Annotated in this window: 13 protein-coding genes; 4 read left to right on the top strand and 9 right to left on the bottom strand. The window is 72.8% G+C overall.

Going from position 1 to position 17,435, the window contains the following annotated elements:
- Positions 1 to 193: 193 nt before the first annotated feature.
- Positions 194 to 2,716 carry an ATP-binding protein gene (locus IO36_RS31805; protein WP_037624914.1) on the top strand — a complete coding sequence of 841 codons (2,523 nt, stop codon included), beginning with the start codon at positions 194 to 196 and terminating at the stop codon, positions 2,714 to 2,716.
- Positions 2,717 to 2,813: 97 nt separating this feature from the next.
- On the opposite strand, the gene nucS is transcribed toward IO36_RS31805, so the two are convergent.
- Positions 2,814 to 3,485, bottom strand: coding sequence for an endonuclease NucS (gene nucS / locus IO36_RS31800; RefSeq protein WP_037624978.1), 672 nt, complete (start codon positions 3,483 to 3,485; stop codon positions 2,814 to 2,816).
- Positions 3,486 to 3,849: 364 nt separating this feature from the next.
- Between nucS and IO36_RS31795 the strand changes: the two genes are divergently transcribed.
- A complete protein-coding gene (locus IO36_RS31795) occupies positions 3,850 to 4,242 on the top strand; it encodes an SCO5389 family protein (protein ID WP_037624912.1) in 393 nt (130 codons plus the stop codon).
- Positions 4,243 to 4,346: 104 nt separating this feature from the next.
- Here IO36_RS31795 and IO36_RS31790 read toward each other — a convergent pair whose 3' ends face one another.
- On the bottom strand, positions 4,347 to 5,375 hold the full coding sequence (locus IO36_RS31790) for an LLM class flavin-dependent oxidoreductase (RefSeq protein ID WP_037624910.1): 1,029 nt from the start codon (positions 5,373 to 5,375) through the stop codon (positions 4,347 to 4,349).
- 243 nt (positions 5,376 to 5,618) lie between these two features.
- Here IO36_RS31790 and IO36_RS31785 point away from each other — a divergent pair, with 243 nt between their 5' ends.
- Positions 5,619 to 5,951 (top strand): hypothetical protein, encoded by a 333-nt coding sequence (locus tag IO36_RS31785; protein WP_037624908.1) that lies wholly within the window; start codon positions 5,619 to 5,621, stop codon positions 5,949 to 5,951.
- A 45-nt stretch (positions 5,952 to 5,996) separates the two neighbouring features.
- Here the strand turns inward: IO36_RS31785 and IO36_RS31780 are convergent, their stop codons facing one another.
- The 3 genes from IO36_RS31780 to IO36_RS31770 all read right to left on the bottom strand — a co-directional run bounded on the left by IO36_RS31780 (position 5,997) and on the right by IO36_RS31770 (position 9,269).
- Positions 5,997 to 6,842 (bottom strand): ABC transporter permease, encoded by an 846-nt coding sequence (locus tag IO36_RS31780; protein WP_037624906.1) that lies wholly within the window; start codon positions 6,840 to 6,842, stop codon positions 5,997 to 5,999.
- Positions 6,839 to 8,119, bottom strand: coding sequence for an ABC transporter ATP-binding protein (locus tag IO36_RS31775; RefSeq protein WP_037624904.1), 1,281 nt, complete (start codon positions 8,117 to 8,119; stop codon positions 6,839 to 6,841). The genes IO36_RS31780 and IO36_RS31775 overlap by 4 nt, the downstream gene beginning before the upstream one ends.
- 226 nt (positions 8,120 to 8,345) lie before the next feature.
- Positions 8,346 to 9,269 (bottom strand): hypothetical protein, encoded by a 924-nt coding sequence (locus tag IO36_RS31770; protein ID WP_051901100.1) that lies wholly within the window; start codon positions 9,267 to 9,269, stop codon positions 8,346 to 8,348.
- 185 nt (positions 9,270 to 9,454) lie between these two features.
- On the opposite strand from IO36_RS31770, the gene IO36_RS31765 reads away from it, so the two are divergent.
- Complete coding sequence (locus tag IO36_RS31765) at positions 9,455 to 10,441, top strand: hypothetical protein (protein ID WP_037624902.1); 987 nt, start codon at positions 9,455 to 9,457, stop codon at positions 10,439 to 10,441.
- Here IO36_RS31765 and IO36_RS31760 read toward each other — a convergent pair.
- The 4 genes from IO36_RS31760 to scy form a co-directional block, all read right to left on the bottom strand.
- On the bottom strand, positions 10,422 to 11,189 hold the full coding sequence (locus IO36_RS31760) for an ABC transporter permease (RefSeq protein WP_037624901.1): 768 nt from the start codon (positions 11,187 to 11,189) through the stop codon (positions 10,422 to 10,424). The two genes, IO36_RS31765 and IO36_RS31760, sit on opposite strands and share 20 nt — an antisense overlap.
- A 2-nt stretch (positions 11,190 to 11,191) precedes the next feature.
- Positions 11,192 to 12,208 carry an ABC transporter ATP-binding protein gene (locus tag IO36_RS31755; protein WP_037624899.1) on the bottom strand — a complete coding sequence of 339 codons (1,017 nt, stop codon included), beginning with the start codon at positions 12,206 to 12,208 and terminating at the stop codon, positions 11,192 to 11,194.
- 97 nt (positions 12,209 to 12,305) lie between these two features.
- Positions 12,306 to 13,241, bottom strand: coding sequence for a coiled-coil domain-containing protein (locus IO36_RS31750; RefSeq protein ID WP_037624897.1), 936 nt, complete (start codon positions 13,239 to 13,241; stop codon positions 12,306 to 12,308).
- Positions 13,242 to 13,423: 182 nt separating this feature from the next.
- The gene (gene scy, locus IO36_RS31745) at positions 13,424 to 17,272 is read right to left on the bottom strand and encodes a polarized growth protein Scy (protein ID WP_037624894.1); all 3,849 of its coding nucleotides are present in this window, start codon (positions 17,270 to 17,272) and stop codon (positions 13,424 to 13,426) included.
- Positions 17,273 to 17,435: the final 163 nt, after the last annotated feature.

Genomic DNA, 17,435 nt, shown 5'->3' with positions numbered 1-17,435 from the left:
CACAATCCTCATGAAGCTGTGACGGTTCGGACGGCGCGGTACCCCGCCTGTTCCTGAATACTGTGCGAAGGTTTAGGGTTCGGCTGCCCGCCGACCGAAACCCTACGAGCGGGCACCGGACCAGAAGCGACCAAGCGCTGTGCAGCCAGGCCGGGAGGGCATCGGCACACGACGCTTTTGGGGGGCTTGGAACATGGACCCGATCAACCGGGGATCCGAGGAGTACGGCCACGAGGACGACGGCCAGGTGTCTCGTCCGCGCCCGCCGCGCGACCCGCTCGCGGCCGACCTCGGCCAGCACAAACCCGCGCCCGTCCGCACGGTCAGGCTCGTCACCGGCGAATTCGCGCTGACCGTCAACCCCGTCGACGGCAGCGAGATCGAGAACTGCCCGCCGCACGAGCGGCCCCGGCCGCCGGTCAAGCACGACCCCGCCGCCCGCGCCGAACTGGCCCGCGCCGCGACACCCCCCGCCCCGCCCGGACCGGCCCGGCCCCGGCTGCCGCTCCTCGAACGCGAGGAGGAGCGTGAGCGGCTCGTACGCCTCCTCGCGCGCGGGCGCTCGGCACGGCTCACCGGCCCCCCGGGATCGGGCCGCACCGTCCTGCTGGACGCCGTCGCCGACGACTGCGCGGACCTCGCCCCCGACGGCGTCGTCCGCCTCTCCGGCTACGGCCGCACCGCGAGCGACGTGCTGTACGACCTCTTCGCCGCCGTCTACGAAGCCCCTCTGCACCGCCCCGACCACGACGACCTGCTCCTGCTCGTCCGTGAGATCGGCGCCGTCGTCGTCATCGACGACGCGGAGATCGGCGGCGGCGACCTCGACCTGCTGCTCGACGCCACCCCCGAGTGCGCCTTCCTGATCGCCGCCACCCCCGACGCGCCTGCCCCCACCGCCCAGGCCGAACTCGAGGAGGTCGCCCTCGGCGGCCTCGACCGCAGCGGCGGCCTCGAACTGCTGGAGCGCGCCGTCGGACGCGTCCTGACCGAGGACGAGTCCAACTGGGCCGGCGACCTCTGGTTCGAGTCCGAGGGGCTGCCCCTGCGCTTCATCCAGGCCGGGGCGCTGCTGCGGCAGCGCGACCGGCAGCGGGCCGGAGAGGAGGCCTTCGACGACTACGGGGTCTTCCAGGAGGCCCCCGCCGACGCGCGCTTCGAGGCCGGCGACGGCCAGGAGCTGCCGCTGCCCTCCCTCGCCGAGGGCGCCGCGCCCGCGGCCCTGCTCGCCTCCCGGCTCAGCGAGTCGGCGCGCGCCACCCTGCGCTTCGCGGTCGCGCTCGGCGGCGAGGTGCCCCACCAGGCCCATCTGCCCGCGCTCGTGGGCGACACCCACGCCGACGCCGCGCTCGCCGAACTCGCGGGCTGCGCGCTGGTCTCCCCGGTCGGCCCCCGCTACCGGCTCGCCGCCGGGGTGCAGGCCCAGCTGGAGGCCTCCGGCTACGCGGACACGCTCCAGGAGAGCGCGCTGGCCGCCGCCCGCCACTACGCCTGGTGGGCCGGGCACCCCTCGGTCACCCCGGAGCGGGTCTGCGCCGAGGCCGACGCGGTGCTGGCCGCCCTCGACGTGCTCGTGCCCGTCACGACCGCCCCGCTGGACGAGGAGGACGAGGACGCCGTCTCCGTCCAGCTCGCCCGCAAGGCCGCCCCGGCCTTCGCCTCGGGACTGCACTGGAGCGCCTGGGAGCGCGTCCTGCGCCTCGGCGTCGAGGCCTCCGAGCTGGCCGGCGACGTGGCGGAACAGGCCTATTTCCACCACGAGTTGGGTGTCCTCGCGCTCTGCGGCCACCAGCTGGACCGGGCCAGGGCGGAGCTGGAGGCCTCCGTCGCCATGCGCGGCGAGGTCGCCGACAAGCGCGGGTCCACCGCCGGCCGCCGCGCGCTCGCGCTGGTCACCGACCGCTCCGGCACCCTCCAGCTCACCTCCGGGCGCACCCCGGCGGGCGAGGAGATACCCGACGCGCGCCACGAGGAGTCGATGTCGCCGCCCGGCGGCGTCCCGGCCGCCCACCCGCGCATCGACGCGTCGGGCGAGACCGTCACGCTGCTCGGCCACCCGGGCCGCCCCGGCGGCCCCGCGGCCAAGCCGCGGGGCGTCGTGGGGCGGCTGGTCTCCGGCACCCGGCGCAACATGGTGGCCGCGGGCGCGGGAACGCTCCTCGTGGCCGTCCTCGGGACCGTCGTGACCCTCGGCGCGACCTCGAACCACGACAACGGGACGCCGACGGAGAAGGTCGGCGTCAACCCGTCGGCCACCCAGGACGCCCAGGACGACAGCCTCGGCGCGGACACCCCGAAGAAGGGCGACGACTCCTCTCCCGGCGCCGTGGCGTCCCCCAGCGACCCGGGCCCCGACGGCTCCTACGGCACCTCGGACGACCCGACGGCCTCGGCCACGGCGAGCCCGCGGCCCTCCGGCGAGCCGAGCGGCACGCGCAGCGCCACGAGCAGGCCCTCGAAGTCGTCGTCGGCGTCCCCGTCGAAGCGGCCCACGCACCGGCCGTCCTCGACCCCGACGAAGTCGCAGAGCGCCTCGCCGTCCTCGACCCCGACGAAGTCCACGAGCCCCTCGCCGTCCACCTCGCCGTCCGCGACCTCCACCTCGACGTCACCGGCGACCACCGACTCCGCGAGCGGCCCCGTGCCGAGCGGCGCGTCGGCGCACACGTCGGCCGGGTCGGGATCCGCGACGGCCTCGGGCGGCACCGTGATGTGACCGCGCGGTCCGGACGTACGGCCGGACCGCACGAAACGCACGCGGGGCCGGGTCCGTCGTCGGACCCGGCCCCGCGTCGTATACGAAGCCCGGGGGCTCAGAACAGCCGCAGCTTGTCGTCCTCGATGCCGCGCAGGGCGTCGTAGTCCAGCACCGCGCAGCCGATGCCGCGGTCGGTCGCGAGGACGCGGGCCTGCGGCTTGATCTCCTGGGCGGCGAAGATGCCGCGGACCGGCGCGAGGTGCGGGTCGCGGTTCAACAGCTCCAGATAGCGCGTGAGTTGCTCGACGCCGTCGATCTCGCCGCGACGCTTGATCTCGACCGCGACGGTCCCCCCGTCGGCGTCCCGGCACAGGATGTCGACCGGGCCGATCGCCGTCATGTACTCGCGGCGGATCAGCGAGTAGCCCTCGCCGAGGGTCTCGATGCGGTCGGCGAGCAGTTCCTGGAGGTGCGCTTCCACGCCGTCCTTGATCAGGCCGGGGTCCACGCCGAGTTCGTGCGAGGAGTCGTGGAGGATCTCCTCCATCGTGATGATGAGCTTCTCGCCCGCCTTGTTGACGACGGTCCAGACGCCTTCGTCGTCGCCGGACCCCTCCTTCAGGGTGCAGGGCGGCGACATCCAGTTGAGGGGCTTGTAGGCCCGGTCGTCCGCGTGGATGGAGACGCTGCCGTCCGCCTTCACGAGGATCAGACGGGGGGCCGACGGGAGGTGGGCGGTGAGCCGGCCCGCGTAGTCCACGGAACAGCGGGCGATGACGAGACGCATGGTCGGCAACGCTACTCGACCGGCGGCGGTGCACGCGATTCCCGTCCCCTGACCGCGGCCGCCCGCGGTGTCCGGCCGGGGGAGGGATCCCGCCGTTCGTCCCATTCGTCCCCCCGGGTCCCAGGAGTGGGCCCGGGTGACGTTTTCGCGGGTCACCCCATTGATCCTGAAGCTTCCCTCTTCTGCCGTGGCCGATAGTCGGCGTACCGGGCGTTCGCTATGTGCCCATTCTCCTGGTGCCGTTACCTGCCGATGCTTACCGTATGAACGGGAGGTCGCGATACATGTACTCAGCGTGTTCGGTATCGCGGTCCCCGTCCCTGTCCGGCAACCCCCGTGGTATGGGGGTGCGAGAGGAGTACCCATGTCGCTCGACGTCTCACCGGCCCTACTCCAACAGGCCGAGCGAGGCGAGGTCGATGAAGCTGAATTCGTCGACTGCGTCCGGACCTCCCTGCCCTACGCATGGGAGATGATCAGCTCCCTGGTGGCCCAGCTGAAGGTGGACGGCGGCAAGTTCGCCGACAACCAGACGCCTCCGCCGGACGAGCAGGCACGTGGCCAGCTGCTGCGTGCGCTCGCGAGTGACGCGATACGCGGCGCGCTGCAGCGGCACTTCGGAGTGCGGCTGGCCTTCCAGAACTGCCACCGGGTGGCGGTGTTCCCACTGGACGACTCGGTGGACGACACACTGGCACGCTTCACCTCGGTCCGCAGTCAGCTGCTCAACCAGTCCCCGGAGTTCAGGGACTGCTGACGCACTGATGCCGCATTGCTTGCCGCTCCGTACGCGGGAGGTGCATTGGTACTGGGGCGGCAAGCTCCCCGCGAGTCCGGCCCGCCGGGCCCGTCTCCGTGCGGTCACCTGAGCTGGGGCAGCACCTCGGCCCCGAGCCGCCGTACGTTCTCCTCGGTCGCCGCCAGGTCGCCCGAACCCTCGACGAGCAGCGCGAACCGCCCGATGCCCGTCCGCTCCGAGGTCGCCGCGAGGCGGTCGGCGCACAGCCTCGGGGTGCCCACCGGGTGCAGCCCGCAGAGCAGTTCGGTGTACGCCACCGGGTCCCGCATCGAGCGGGCGCGGCCGTCGACCGTCACATGGGCGTCCAGCCCCTGCCTCAGCCAGCCCGGCATCGCCTTGACGAGCGTCTCGACCGCGTCGGTCCTGCGGTCCGCGATCTGGCAGACGCCCGCGGAGACATGGGCGGCGCCCTGGATCTCGTCCGTCGGGCGGCCCGCCGCGCGCGCGTGCCGCCGCCAGAGCGCGACCATTTCGGCCTTCTCCTCGTCCCCGACGTGCATGCCCAGGAGCATCGGCAGTCCGCGCTCGGCGGCGAGCCGGACGCTCGCCGGCGAGGTGCAGGCGACGACGACCTCGGGGCCCGGAGCACCGCTCAGCGCCTCCGACGGGCGTGGCACGACCGGGACTTCACGGAACGGGAACCGCCCGGAGGTGCCGGCGACGGACGGTTCGCGCAGCCAGCGGATCAGCAGATCGAGTGACTCGGGGAACCCCTGTTCGTACGCCGCGAGGCCCGCGCCGAAGACCTCCAGGTCGACCCAGGGGCCGCCGCGGCCGACCCCCAACGAGAGGCGCCCGCCGGACGTCAGGTGCAGCAGGGCGGCCTGTTCGCCGAGCGCCACCGGGTGGACGGTGGGCAGCACGCTGACCGCGGTGCCGATCCGGATCCGCTCGGTGCGGCCGAGCAGATATCCGGCGAGCGTGATGGCCGACGGGCAGGTCCCGTACGGCACGAAGTGGTGTTCCGCCAGCCAGACCGTGTCCAGTCCGGCCTCCTCGGCGACCTCGGCCGACCGCACCGCGCGGTGCAGGGCCTCGCCCTGGCCCTGTCCAGGGAACTGGGCCGCCAGTACAAAGCTTCCAACGTGCATCGAACTTCCTGCTTCCTCGGCTCCGACACGGAGCTCCCCCACCCGGCATAACCGCCTGACACGTGCCGAAGACACGGCCTTGCGGAGAGATTTGCGGATTGTCTGGGAATTGGGCTGTCCGAAGACGGCCCGAGGACGGTCCGAAGGGGGATCTGCGCGGGTCGGCGGAGTACGCGTACCCGTGTGCGTCCCGCGTAGGCTGGTGTCGGCCCCTGCTCCCTGTATAGCTCCGTGAGGTGTCCCTTGTCCCCGCGTCGCAACCGTCCGAAGGACGCCGGCTCGTCCGGCAGGAGCCCCGAGGAGGACGCGTCGGACCGTTACGGCGGCTGGCAGTCCACCGAGAGCTGGGGCGGCGAGGAGTGGAGCGTGCGTCACGTGGCGGGCGCGAGCGCGCAGGGCAAGACCTACCGCTGCCCCGGCTGCGACCAGTTGATCCCCTCCGGGGTGCCCCACGTGGTGGCCTGGCCGGAGCACTCGGGCGTCGACGAGCGGCGGCACTGGCACAAGGCCTGCTGGAACGCGAAGGACCGCCGCACCTCGAGGGTGCAGCGGTCCCGTAACGCGCCCAGGTTCTAGGCGACTTCGGTCCCGTCCGGCCGCACGGCCGGACGAACGCGGGCGTCAGACGTCCCGGCGCTCCAGGAGGACGAAGGCGGCGACGACGGCCGCCGCCGCGACCCCGGCGAGCAGGCCGAGCTGGGCGGCGCCGGTGCTGTCGTCGGGACCCACCCGGAAGACCGCGGCGAGGGAGGAGATGGGGGCGTATTCCTGCATCTTCTCGCCGATCGTCCGCAGGGTGTCGGACAGCATCAGGAACGCGGGCAGGATCGAGGGCAGCAGCACGACGCCGAGCATCGTGGTGATCGCGCCCGCGGAGTGGCGCAGCATCGACCCCACGGCGAGCGAGAGCGTGCCGAGCAGCGAGACGTAGAGCGCGCCCATGAAGACGGTGCCGCCCCACGAGGGGGACGCGTCGCCGCTGTGCAGGCTCGAGGTGAACAGGCCGACGAGGCCGATCGCGCAGGCCGAGACGGTGAACGCGACCGCGAAGAAGATGATCAGCTTGGCGGCGAGCACCCGGTGCCGCTGCGGCGAGGCCGTGAACGTCGTACGGATCATGCCGGTGCCGTACTCGGAGGAGACCACGAGGACTCCCAGGGTGACCATGCAGAGCTGGCCGAGCAGCAGGCCGATGAACGCCGGCACCGTGAACGGGGTCTCGCGGAAGTCCTCACCGGTGGTCTGCGCGGCGACCAGGAAGCCGATGCCGATCACCAGGACCAGGAAGGTGCCGAGCGTCCACATCGTGGAGCGCACCGACTTGATCTTCGTCCACTCGGAGTTGAGGGCGTGCCCGAGGTGGGTGCGGGTGACGGGGATCGGCGAGGTGTACGAAGTGCCGGGCGCGACCTGCCAGTCGGGGGCAGCGGCGGCCTGCTGCGGCATCGGGGGCTGGGGCGTGCTCATCGGGCGTCCTCGGGCTTGGTCAGGTCGGCGGCGGGCGCGGGCGTGGGGGCGGACTCGGGCGCGGCCGCGGGAGCCGGGGCCGGGGCGGAGGCGGGCGCCGGGGCGGCGGCGGGGGCCTGGGCGTACGGGTTGGCGTCCGTGGCGCCGGGGGCGGCCGGAGCTCCGTAGGGGCCGGGAGCGCCCGCACCGGGGGCCGGGGGAGCGCCGTAGGGGCCCGACTGCGGCATGGCGAAGGGCTGGCCGCCCTGCTGGGGCGGCAGCGGCGGGTACCAGCCGGGCTGGCCCTGGCCCGCCACCGGCATCTGCGGCGGCGGCACGGCGCCCGGCGGCAGCTGCTGCTGCAGTCCGGCCTTCTGGTCGACGGTCGAGCGGTAGTCGACGGCGCCCTGCGTCATCCGCATGTACGCCTCCTCCAGCGAGGCCTGGTGCGGGGACAGCTCCCACAGCCGCACGTCGGCGGAGTGCGCGAGGTCGCTGATGCGGGGGAGCGGCAGGCCGGTGACGCGCAGCGCGCCGTCCTGCTCGGGCAGCACCTGGCCGCCCGCCTCGGTCAGCGCGGCGGTCAGCTTCTCGCGCTGCTGCGGCTCGGTCTCGGGCGTGCGCACCCGGGCGAAGTCGGCCGAGTTGTGGGAGATGAAGTCCTTGACGCTCTGGTCGGCGAGGAGCTGGCCGCGGCCGATCACGATGAGGTGGTCGGCGGTCAGCGCCATCTCGCTCATGAGGTGCGAGGAGACGAAGACCGTACGGCCCTCGGCGGCCAGCGCCTTCATCAGGTTGCGGACCCACAGGATGCCCTCGGGGTCGAGGCCGTTGACCGGCTCGTCGAAGAGCAGCACCTGGGGGTCGCCGAGGAGCGCGGCGGCGATGCCGAGGCGCTGGCCCATGCCGAGGGAGAAGCCCTTGGAGCGCTTTCGGGCCACGTCCTGGAGGCCGACGACCCCGAGCACCTCGTCCACGCGGCGGGCCGGGATGCCCGACAGCTGGGCCAGGCTCAGCAGGTGGTTGCGGGCGCTCCGGCCGCCGTGGACGGCCTTGGCGTCGAGGAGCGCGCCGACCTGGCGGGGCGCGTTCGGCAGCCGGCGGTAGGGGAACCCGCCGATCGTGACGTGCCCGGCGCTCGGGTTGTCGAGGCCGAGGATCATGCGCATCGTCGTCGACTTGCCCGAGCCGTTGGGCCCGAGGAAGCCGGTGACGGCACCCGGCCGGACCTGGAAGGAAAGGTTGTACACGGCCGTCTTGGCGCCGTAGCGCTTCGTCAGGCCGACTGCCTCGATCATTCTCCGCACCCATCGAAAGGTTCAGGACGTCGGGGCGCACGCCCCCGTAAGGGTAAGGAGGATATCCGGGCGCCGACGGTTCCACTCAAGGGAAGGTAAAGTCATGACCATCGGCCGGTGAAAGATCCAGTAGAGGGCGACGATTCGTGCGCCTGTTCTGTCAGGTACCCGTCTTTCTTGATCGGCGGGCAAAGGGAATGCGCCGCCGGCCCTCGGACGGGACATGTCAGGGGCGCTCCGGCAGCGAATCGTCCAGCGGCGGAAGATCGTCGTAGAGCCGCAGCTCCGCCGATTCGTCGAGGTAGGGCAGGAAGTCGGTCTGCGGCAGCACCCAGCCCTCCTCGCCGAAGACGAGCGTGCCCGCCTCGCGCAGCGACCGGTCGCCGCCCGCGCGGCGCACCCAGGTCGCGGGGTCGGGCCCGAGCAGCTCGCGCAGCCGCCCCGAATCCGCCAGCAGGGCCGCGAGCAGCTCGGACTGGTCGCCGCCGCCCGGACGGGGCCGCCCGGACCCGGGATCGGCGAGCACGCCGTGCGCGCTGAAGTAGATGTACGCGCCGCCCAGCAGCTCCCCGGAGGGCATCGTCATCGTGAACGCGTCGCCGGGGAGTATCGCCCGGCGGTAGTCGGGGAACTCGGTGTCGTCGACGGCCTTCAGCTGGGTCGAGTCCAGCCAGGTGACCACCAGTGTCGTCTCGGCGGCCGGCTCCACGTACGGGGTCCCGGCCACGTAACCCGCCGGGCTGATGTGCCCCGAGCAGCCGACGCCGATGCCGCGCACCCGCACCGGCACCATCGGGACCGTCGCCGGGATGCCCAGCCGGGTCAGCTTGTGCGCCACCTGCCCGGGGGAGGCGTTCGAGCCGACCGCGATGACCGGATGGCGCAGCCCGGTGCCCACCTGCCCCCGGTCGGCGAGCGCCTCGTCCAGCCGCTGCTGCTCCCGGCGCTCCTCCACGAACCACTCGCCGAGGCGCAGCGGCCGCACGTCCAGCTGGAGCAGTTCCCCGCCGGTCAGCAGGGACGGCTCGGTGGTGGGGCGGCCGGGATAGGTGAGGGGCTGCTTCGCGGGCACGTCGCTCAGGCCCAGCGCCTCGAGGCTTCGGTCCTTCGTCGTCACGGTGACGCCCTCCGGGGGTGGTGTCGCGCGCATACGGGCACAGCCTTTCACGCGAGATGAGCCGGGGCCCTCACCCGAGATGTACCCGGCACGGGACCCGGTCTCCCCAGCCGGGTGCGGTTGGCCGGAACCGACACCGGGAATGATGCCGTCCTGATTGTACGAGTCGTGCCGAAGTCGGTTACGGGGGAAGCGAGTTGGGGCTCATCAGGCGTGCGGTGGGGCGTTCCGGCCGGGGACCGGCGCATCCGCGTTTCCGCACGTCCGTTCGCTGGTGGATCGCGGGACGGACCGTCCACGCCCTGCTGCTGATGGCGCTGGGCGCGCTGGCCGCCCTCTCGGTCCTCGTGGCGGCGGCGTGGACGCTGACCGAGGACTCGCCGCGCTCCATGGCGGAGCGGTTCTCGAACGGGGAGCGGCTCCTCGACCTCAGTCTCGGCGTGCTGCGGGCCTGCGTCGGCACCGACAGCCTCGACCCCGAACCGGACAGCACCGCGCACCAGCTCCTGGCCACGCTCGCCTCGATGACCGGCGCCCTGGTGCCGGCGGTGCTCCTCGGCATCGTCCTGATCAAACTGTTCGCGCTGCGGCCCTTCGTCTGGCGGCGCCGGGCCAGCATCTCGCACGCCTGGACCGCCGACTTCCCCGGCTACTCGCGCCGGCACGCGGGCAGCGACGACGCCGTCATCGCCGTCCGCTTCTACAACCGCTTCGACAACCTGTCGGTCGTCGACCTGCGCGCCCGCGCCCATCTGCGCTACCTGGAGCGCTCCCCGCACGACGGCAGCCTCGTCATCTACAAGCAGTGGCTCAAGGTGCTGGACGCCCAGGGCGAGCCGGCCGACGAGCGCAGCTGGCTCGCGGTCGAGCGGGGGGCGCCCTTCACGGTCTGGATACCGGTCGAGGCCCCGGTGACCGCCCTGCCGTTCAGCCGGATCCAGGGCAAGGACCTGTCCGGCTCGTCCGGGGTGAAACTCCTCGTCCGGCTGACCGCGCGGACCGTCGGACTCGGCACCGAGGTCGCCGACGAGTGCTGGTTCGACCTGGAGGGCGGGGACTTCGAACTCGGCCGGTTCGTGCCGCTCCAGCCCGACCTCGCGAAGGACGTGTGGCGGTGGGAGGGCTGGTCCGACTTCGACGGCCTGATCCGCCCCGGCCCGGACGGCGACGAGCCCCCGGACCCGTCTACGCGTCCCGCTTCTTGAGCAGCGCGTAACCGCCGATCAGGGCCGCGGCCACCCACAGCAGCATGATGCCGAGGCCGCCCCAGGGGCCGTAGGGGGTGTCGTCGAGCGGGGTCACCACCCGCAGGATCCTGCTGCCGGCCTGGTCGGGGAGGTAGCGGCCGACCTTCTTGGTCGCGGAGACCGCGCCCAGGATGTTGGAGATCAGGAAGAAGAACGGCATCAGGATGCCGAGCGAGAGCATCGGGGAGCGCAGCATCGCCGCGACGCCCATCGAGAAGACGGTGATCAGCGTCATGTAGAGGCCCCCGCCGATCACCGCGCGCAGCACTCCCGGATCACTGATCGAGGCCCGGTGGGTGCCGAGCGCCGCCTGGCCCACGAAGAACGTGACGAAGCTGGTGATCATGCCGACGGCCAGGGCCAGGGCCGCCGCCACCGCGACCTTGCTGAACAGGAACGTGCCGCGCTGGGGCACCGCCGAGAGCGAGGTGCGGATCATGCCGGTGCTGTACTCGTTGCCGACGACCAGCACCCCGAACACGATCATCGCGAGCTGGCCGAGGGTCATGCCCGCGAAGCTGATGAACGTCGGGTCGAACGTCAGCCGGTCGTTCCGGCTCATGTTGTCGAACTCGTTGTTCGACACGATCGAGATGAGCAGGCCGAGCGCGACCGTGACGAGGGTCGCGAGGCTCAGCGTCCACACCGTGGACGCCACCGAACGGATCTTGGTCCACTCCGACCGGAGGACCTGGGTGGCCGCCATGCTCAGCCCTTCTTCCAGTCGCCGCCCCAGCGCGGGGCGGGATCCGTGCCGGCCGGCGGCACCGGCGGCACCGGGGAGACCGGCGGGACCGCGGCGAGGCCGGGCCCCGGGGCCTCGGTGTGCGCGTGGTACTCCACCGACTCCGCGGTCAGCCGCATGAACGCCTCCTCCAGCGAGGCCTGCTGGGGGCTCAGCTCGTGCAGCACGAGCTGGTGCTGCGCCGCCAGCTCCCCGATCCGCTCCGGCTGCCCGTCGTCCACCTCCAGCGCCCCGCTGCCCGTCTGGACGACGGTGATGCCGGCGCCCTTCAGCACGTCGAGCAGCCGCTCGCGCTGGGGGGAACGCACCCGGACGTAACTGCGCGAGTTCCGCCGGATGAACTCGGCCATCGAGGTGTCGGCGAGCAGCCTGCCCTGGCCGATGACGACGAGATGGTCCGCCGTCAGCGCCATCTCGCTCATCAGATGGGAGGAGACGAACACCGTACGGCCCTGCGAGGCGAGGGTCTTCATCAGATTGCGGATCCAGTGGATGCCCTCGGGGTCGAGCCCGTTGACCGGCTCGTCGAACATCAGGATCCGCGGATCGCCGAGCAGCGCGCCCGCGATGCCGAGCCGCTGGCCCATGCCCAGCGAGAACCCCTTCGCCTTCTTCCGCGCGACCGCCGTGAGACCGACGGTGTCCAGCACCTCGTCCACCCGTGCCCGCGGGATGCCGTTGCTCTGGGCGAGGCACAGCAGATGGTTGAAGGCGCTGCGGCCGCCGTGCATCGCCTGGGCGTCCAGCAGGGCGCCGATGTACTTCAGCGGGTCCTTCAGCCGGTCGTAGTGCTGCCCGTCGATGCGCACGTCGCCGGCGGTGGGACGGTCGAGCCCGAGCATCATCCGCATCGTCGTGGACTTCCCCGCGCCGTTGGGACCGAGGAAGCCGGTGACGATGCCCGGTCTGACGGTGAAGGTGAGGTTGTTGACCGCCACCTTCTCGCCGTACCGCTTCGTCAGCCCCTCGAGCTCGATCATGCGGCCACGCTAGGACGGCCCCCGTGGGCCTGCCACTCGACGACAAGGCCCGCGCCCTCGGGGGAGGGAGCGGGCCCTGGTGTGTCGTGCCGTGCGGTTACCGGGACTGCTGCGCCGGCACTCCGCGGGTGATCGGCTCGTCCTCGGCCGGACCGGTCGCGGCGGCCACCGCGGCGCCCGTGAGCGTCGCGAGCATCTCGCGGACGTTCGTGAGCTGCGCGTTGATCGAGTCGCGGCGGTTGGTGAGGGCGGCAAGCTCGCGCTCGGATTCCGAACGGATGCGGTCGGCCTTGGCGTTCGCGTCGGCCACGATGTCCTCGGCCTGGCGCTGGGCCGTCTCCACCGTCTGGCGGGCGCGGCGCTCGGCGTCCGTGCGCAGCTTCTCGGCCTCGAGGCGGAGCTGCTCGGCGCGGTGCTCGATCTCCGCGAGGCGCTTCTCGGCCTTGGCCTGGCGCGAGGCCAGGTCGCGCTCGGACTGCTCGCGGCGCTTGGCGAGGTTCGTCTCGAAGTCGGCGGCGGCCTGGGCGGCCTTGGCGCGGGTCTCCTCGAAGAGGGCGTCCGCCTCCTCGCGCTTGGACGCCGCGTCCTTCTGCGCCTCGGAGCGCAGCTGGGAGGCGTCGCTCTTGGCCTTCTCGACGATCCGGACGCCCTCGTCCTCGGCCTTGGCCTTGCGGTCCGCGGCGAACGACTCGGCGTCGTTGCGCACCTGCTGAGCGGCCGACTCGGCGAGCTCGCGGTGCTGCTCGGACGCGCGACGGGCCTCCTCGCGCAGGTCCTTGGCCTCCTCCTCGGCGAGGCGGAGGATCTTCTCGACGCGCGCGCCGAGACCGGCGTACGACGGCTCGGCGTCGCTCACCTGGGCCTGGGCGTTCTGCGTTTCGAGATGGAGTTCCTCGATGCGCTTTTCGAGGGCGGTGATACGGGCCAGAGCGCTGTCACGGTCGGAGACGAGCTTCGAGATGCGTTCGTCCACCTGAGCGCGGTCGTATCCACGCCGCACAAGCTCGAAGCCGTAGGGGGAAGTGTCGCTCATGGGGTTCCTGTCGAATGAGACCGGTGAGGTGATAGGTGGAATCCTAGGGGGCAATGCGGTGTGTCATCGAGCGGATACGTGTTTGATCTGGAGAATGACACTCCTTTTGGGTGGCCGGCTGTCGGAAGGCTTGCCAGAACCTGTGACAAACCTCCCAGAAAGCACGTAATCCGTGCTTCGAGCTAGCCCTCCGACGCCTTGCCGCCCGAACGGGCCGACCCCGCGGACGCCGCCGCCTTCACCCCGCCGTCCTTGCCGCCCGCCGGGGCCTCGAAAGACTCCAACGCTTCGAGGACGTCCTGGACACGGGAGATCTCCGAATTGATGTCCTCGCGCCGGCGCACCAGGATCTCCAGGTCGCGCTTGCCCTCCTCGACGGCGGCCTTCGCCTCCTGGATCGCCTCCGACCGGATCTTCTCCGCCTCGGTGACCAGCGACGACTTCTTCTGCTCGGCCTCCTTGAGGAGCCCCTCGGCCTTGCGGACGGCGGCGATACGGACCTTGCTCGCCTCGGAGTTCGCCTCCGCCACCAGGTCCTTGGCCTTCGCCTGAGCCTCGGCGAGCTGCTCCTCGGCCGCCTTGACCAGCGCGTCGCACCGGTCGCCCGCGTTCTTCATCGCCTCGGACGACTCGCGCCGCGCCCGCTCGTGCAGGTCCTCGATCTCCGAGGTGACCCGCTCGCGCAGCTCCTCGGCCCGCTCCCGGATCGCCGTGGCGTCCCGGCGCGCGCCGACCAGCAGCTCGTCCGCGTCCGCACGGGCCCGCTCCACGAGCGTGTTGCCCTCGACCGTCGCCTCCGACACAAGCCGCTCGGCCTCGCCCCGCGCCACACCGACCATCGTGTCGGCCTGCGACTCGGCGTCCGCCGTCGTCTCCTGCGCGCTCTGCTGTGCGTCCGACAGCAGCTTGTCCGCCTCGGACGCCGTCTCCGAGATGAGCGTGTCGACCTGCTCGGCCGCCTCGGAGCGCTTCTTGTTCGCCTCCTGGCGCGCCTCGTCCAGCAGCCGCTCGGACTCCTCGCGCGCCGCCGTCGTACGCCGCTCGGCCTCCTCCGTGGCCCGCGCCTTGAAGCGCTCGGCCTCGGTGCGGATCCGCTCGGAGTGCTGCTGCGCGGAACCGACCGCCTCGGCGGCCTCGGCCCGCAGCCGCTCCGCGTCCCCGCTCGCGTCCGCGATGAGCTTCTCGGCCTTCGCCACGGACTCCGCGCGCACCCGCTCGGCCTCGGCCGCGGTCTCGATCCCGAGCCGTTCGGCCTCCGCCGTCGCCTCGGTGATCAGTGTGTCCACCTGCGCGGCCGCGTCCGAACGCATCCGGTTCGCGTCCTCCCGGGCGTCCGCGCGGGTCCGCGAGGCGTCCTGGTCGGCGTTCGCGATGGCGTCCGACACCTCGGTGCGCACCCGCTGGGCGTGGTCGGAGGCGTCCGAACGGATCCGCTCCGCCTCCGCGGCGGCCTCCGCGACCGTGCGCTCCGCGAGCGAGCTCGCGGCCTCCCGCTCCTCGTTCGCCTCGCGCCGCAGCCGCGACGCGTCCTCGGACGCCCGCTCGCGCTCGGCGTACGCGTCGGCGCGGACCCGGTCCGCCTCCTCCTGCGCCTCGGTGCGCGTACGGTCCGCCGCGTGCTCCGCGGCCGAACGCAGCCCGGTGATCTCCTCCTGGGCGCTCTCGTGCAGCCCCGCCACCGAGTCCCGCACCTGCTGCGCGGTCTGCTCGGCGTTGGAGATCATCTCCGTCGAGCGCCGGTCGGCCTCCTCGACGAGACGCACGGCCTCGGCCTGGGCCTCCTCGACCCGCTTGCGCGCGGACGCGAGGAGCTCCTCGCTCTGCTCGCGGGCCCGCTCGCGCTCCTGGTCCGCCTCCTGGCGCGCCGAACCGAGGGTCTCCTCGGCCTCGCGACGGCGCCGCGCCGCCTCCTCCTGCGCGGCGGCCAGCGTCTCGGCACCCTCGGCCGCCAGCCGCTCGGCCGCGGCCTGCGCCTCGCCGCGCACCCGGTCGGCGCTGTCCTGGGCCTCCGACTTCAGCCGCTCGGCCTCCGCCACGGCCTCCGACCGCAGCCGGACCGCGATGGCCTCGCCCTCGGCACGGGACGCCGAGGCGTCCGCCGCGGCCTCGTCCCGCAACCGGTCGGCCTCCGTCGACGCCTGCTCCTGGAGCGTACGGATCCGCTCCGCGGACTCCGACCGCAGCCGGTCGATCTCCTCGGACGCCTCGCGGCGGATCCGCTCGGCCTCGGCGCGCGCCTCGGTCAGCGCCTCTTCCGCGGCGGCCAGACGCTCCTCGGCCTCCGTGTGCAGCCGGGCCAGTCCCTCGGCGGCCTCGGCCTGACGGGCCTCTATGGCCCGTTCGGTGTCCTCGCGCTGCCGCTCGGCCGCGCGCTCCGCGTCGGCCGCGATCTCCTCGGCCTGCTCGGTGGCGTCCGCCCGCTGCTTGTCCGCCTCCGCGCGGGTCCGCTCCAGCGTCTCCTCGGCCTGCCGGCGCAGCGCCGTGGCGCGCTCGATGGCCTCGGTGCGGACCTTCTCGCTGTCGGCGGTGGCCGCCTGGCGCAGCTCGTCGGCGTCCGCCTTCGCCTTGCCGAGCAGCTCCTCGGCGGTCTTGGCGCCCTCCTCGATCTGCTGGACGGCCTCGCGCCGGGCCTCGGCGCGGATGCGCTCGCCCTCGGCGACCGCGTCCGACCGCAGCTGCTCCGCCTCCCCGCGCAGCCGCCGGGCCTCCTCCTGGAGCTCGACGGTCTTGGCGCGGTACTCCTTGGTGTCGTCCTTCGCCGTGCCCTTGAGCTGCTCGGCGATGTCGTGCGCCTCGGCCCGCAGCCGGTCGGCCTCGGTCTCGGCCTCCGTACGGATCCGCTCGGCCTCCTCGGAGGCCGCCTTCGTGGTCCGCTTGGCCTCCTCGGACGCCTTGTTCAGCACGTCCTCGGCGGTCCTGGCCGCCTTCGCCAGCTGGGAGGCGGTCTCCTCGGCGGTGAGACTGCGCGCGCTCTCCTCGGCCTCCGCGACGATCGTCTCGGCCTTGCTGCGGGCGTCCGCGACGACCTGCTCGGCCTCGGACTTGGTGGTCTCCGCCTCCGCGTTGGCCTCGCTGACCAGCCGGGCGACCTGCTCCTTCGCCGTCCGGGTGCGCTGTTCGTTGACCGACTCGGCGTTGGCGATCGTCTTCGCCGCGGCTTCCTTGGCCTCGTTCAGGACCTTGTCCGCCTCGGCCTGCGCCTCGCGCAGCGCCGTCTCTGCGGCGCTCATCCGCTGCTCGGCGGCCCGGCTCAGCTCGGAGGCCTGACGTCGGGCGTTGTCCGACTCGTTCGCCGTGGAGCTGCGCAGCTGCTCGGCGTGGTCGGTGGCCTCCTGGGCCTGGGTCGAGGCGGCGTTCAGCAGCCGCTCGGCGTCCGTGCGGGCACGGCGCAGCAGCGCCTCGGCCTCCGCACGGGCCGTCTCGGCGTCGTTGGTGAGCCGCTGGCGGGCCTCGGCGACGACCCGTTCGGCCTCCGCGCGGGCCGCGGCGAGCGCCTGCTCGCCCTCGGCGCGCGACTCGTCCACCAGCCGGCGGGCCTGGGACTCGGAGCGGGCGCGCAGCTGCTCCGCCCACGCCACGTTCTCGTTGACGTGCGACTCGACGGTCTGGCGGCGCTCGGCCAGCTCCTGGTCGAGCTGCTGGCGCCGGGTGACGGCCTCCTGGTGCAGCTCGGCCTGGAGCCGCGCGGCCTGCTCGGCGTGCTCCTGGAGGAGCCGCTGGGTCTGCGCCCGGGCCTGGCTGATCTCACGCTCGGCGTCGACGCGCAGCTGGTCGGCCTGCATCTGGGCATTGCGGAGCATCTGCTCGGCCTGATAGCCGATGTCGGCCCCGTCGTAGGCAGGACGGGTCGCCAGACTGCGGCGCGCCTCGTGCAGCTTGGCGCGCAGCACCTCGACCTGATAGCCGCGGTCCTCGGCGTGCTGGACGGCCTTCTCCCGCTCGGTCTTCAGCCGTTCCATCTCGGCCTCGAACCGAGAGAGGTGGTCGACGTCAGCCGCCGGCTCTCGCTCCTGGCGTTCGTAGCCCCGCACTGCGCGGTCCCATCCGTCCCCTGGTCACGTAATTCCGAACGAGCACCGTTCTTCCGCCGAACGGGGCCCCCGGGGAATGGTGTCAGATCAACGGCGGAGCACGGGCTGCTGCCCCGACGCTCGCCCCCCGAAACCTGGACCCCGGCCCTTGGTCCCGCTCGCC

Origin of the sequence: Streptomyces aureus (genome assembly GCF_000725495.1) — a bacterium.
GTDB classification, from domain to species: Bacteria; Actinomycetota; Actinomycetes; order Streptomycetales; family Streptomycetaceae; genus Streptomyces; species Streptomyces aureus_B.
This window is presented reverse-complemented; position numbering and strand designations above follow the sequence as displayed.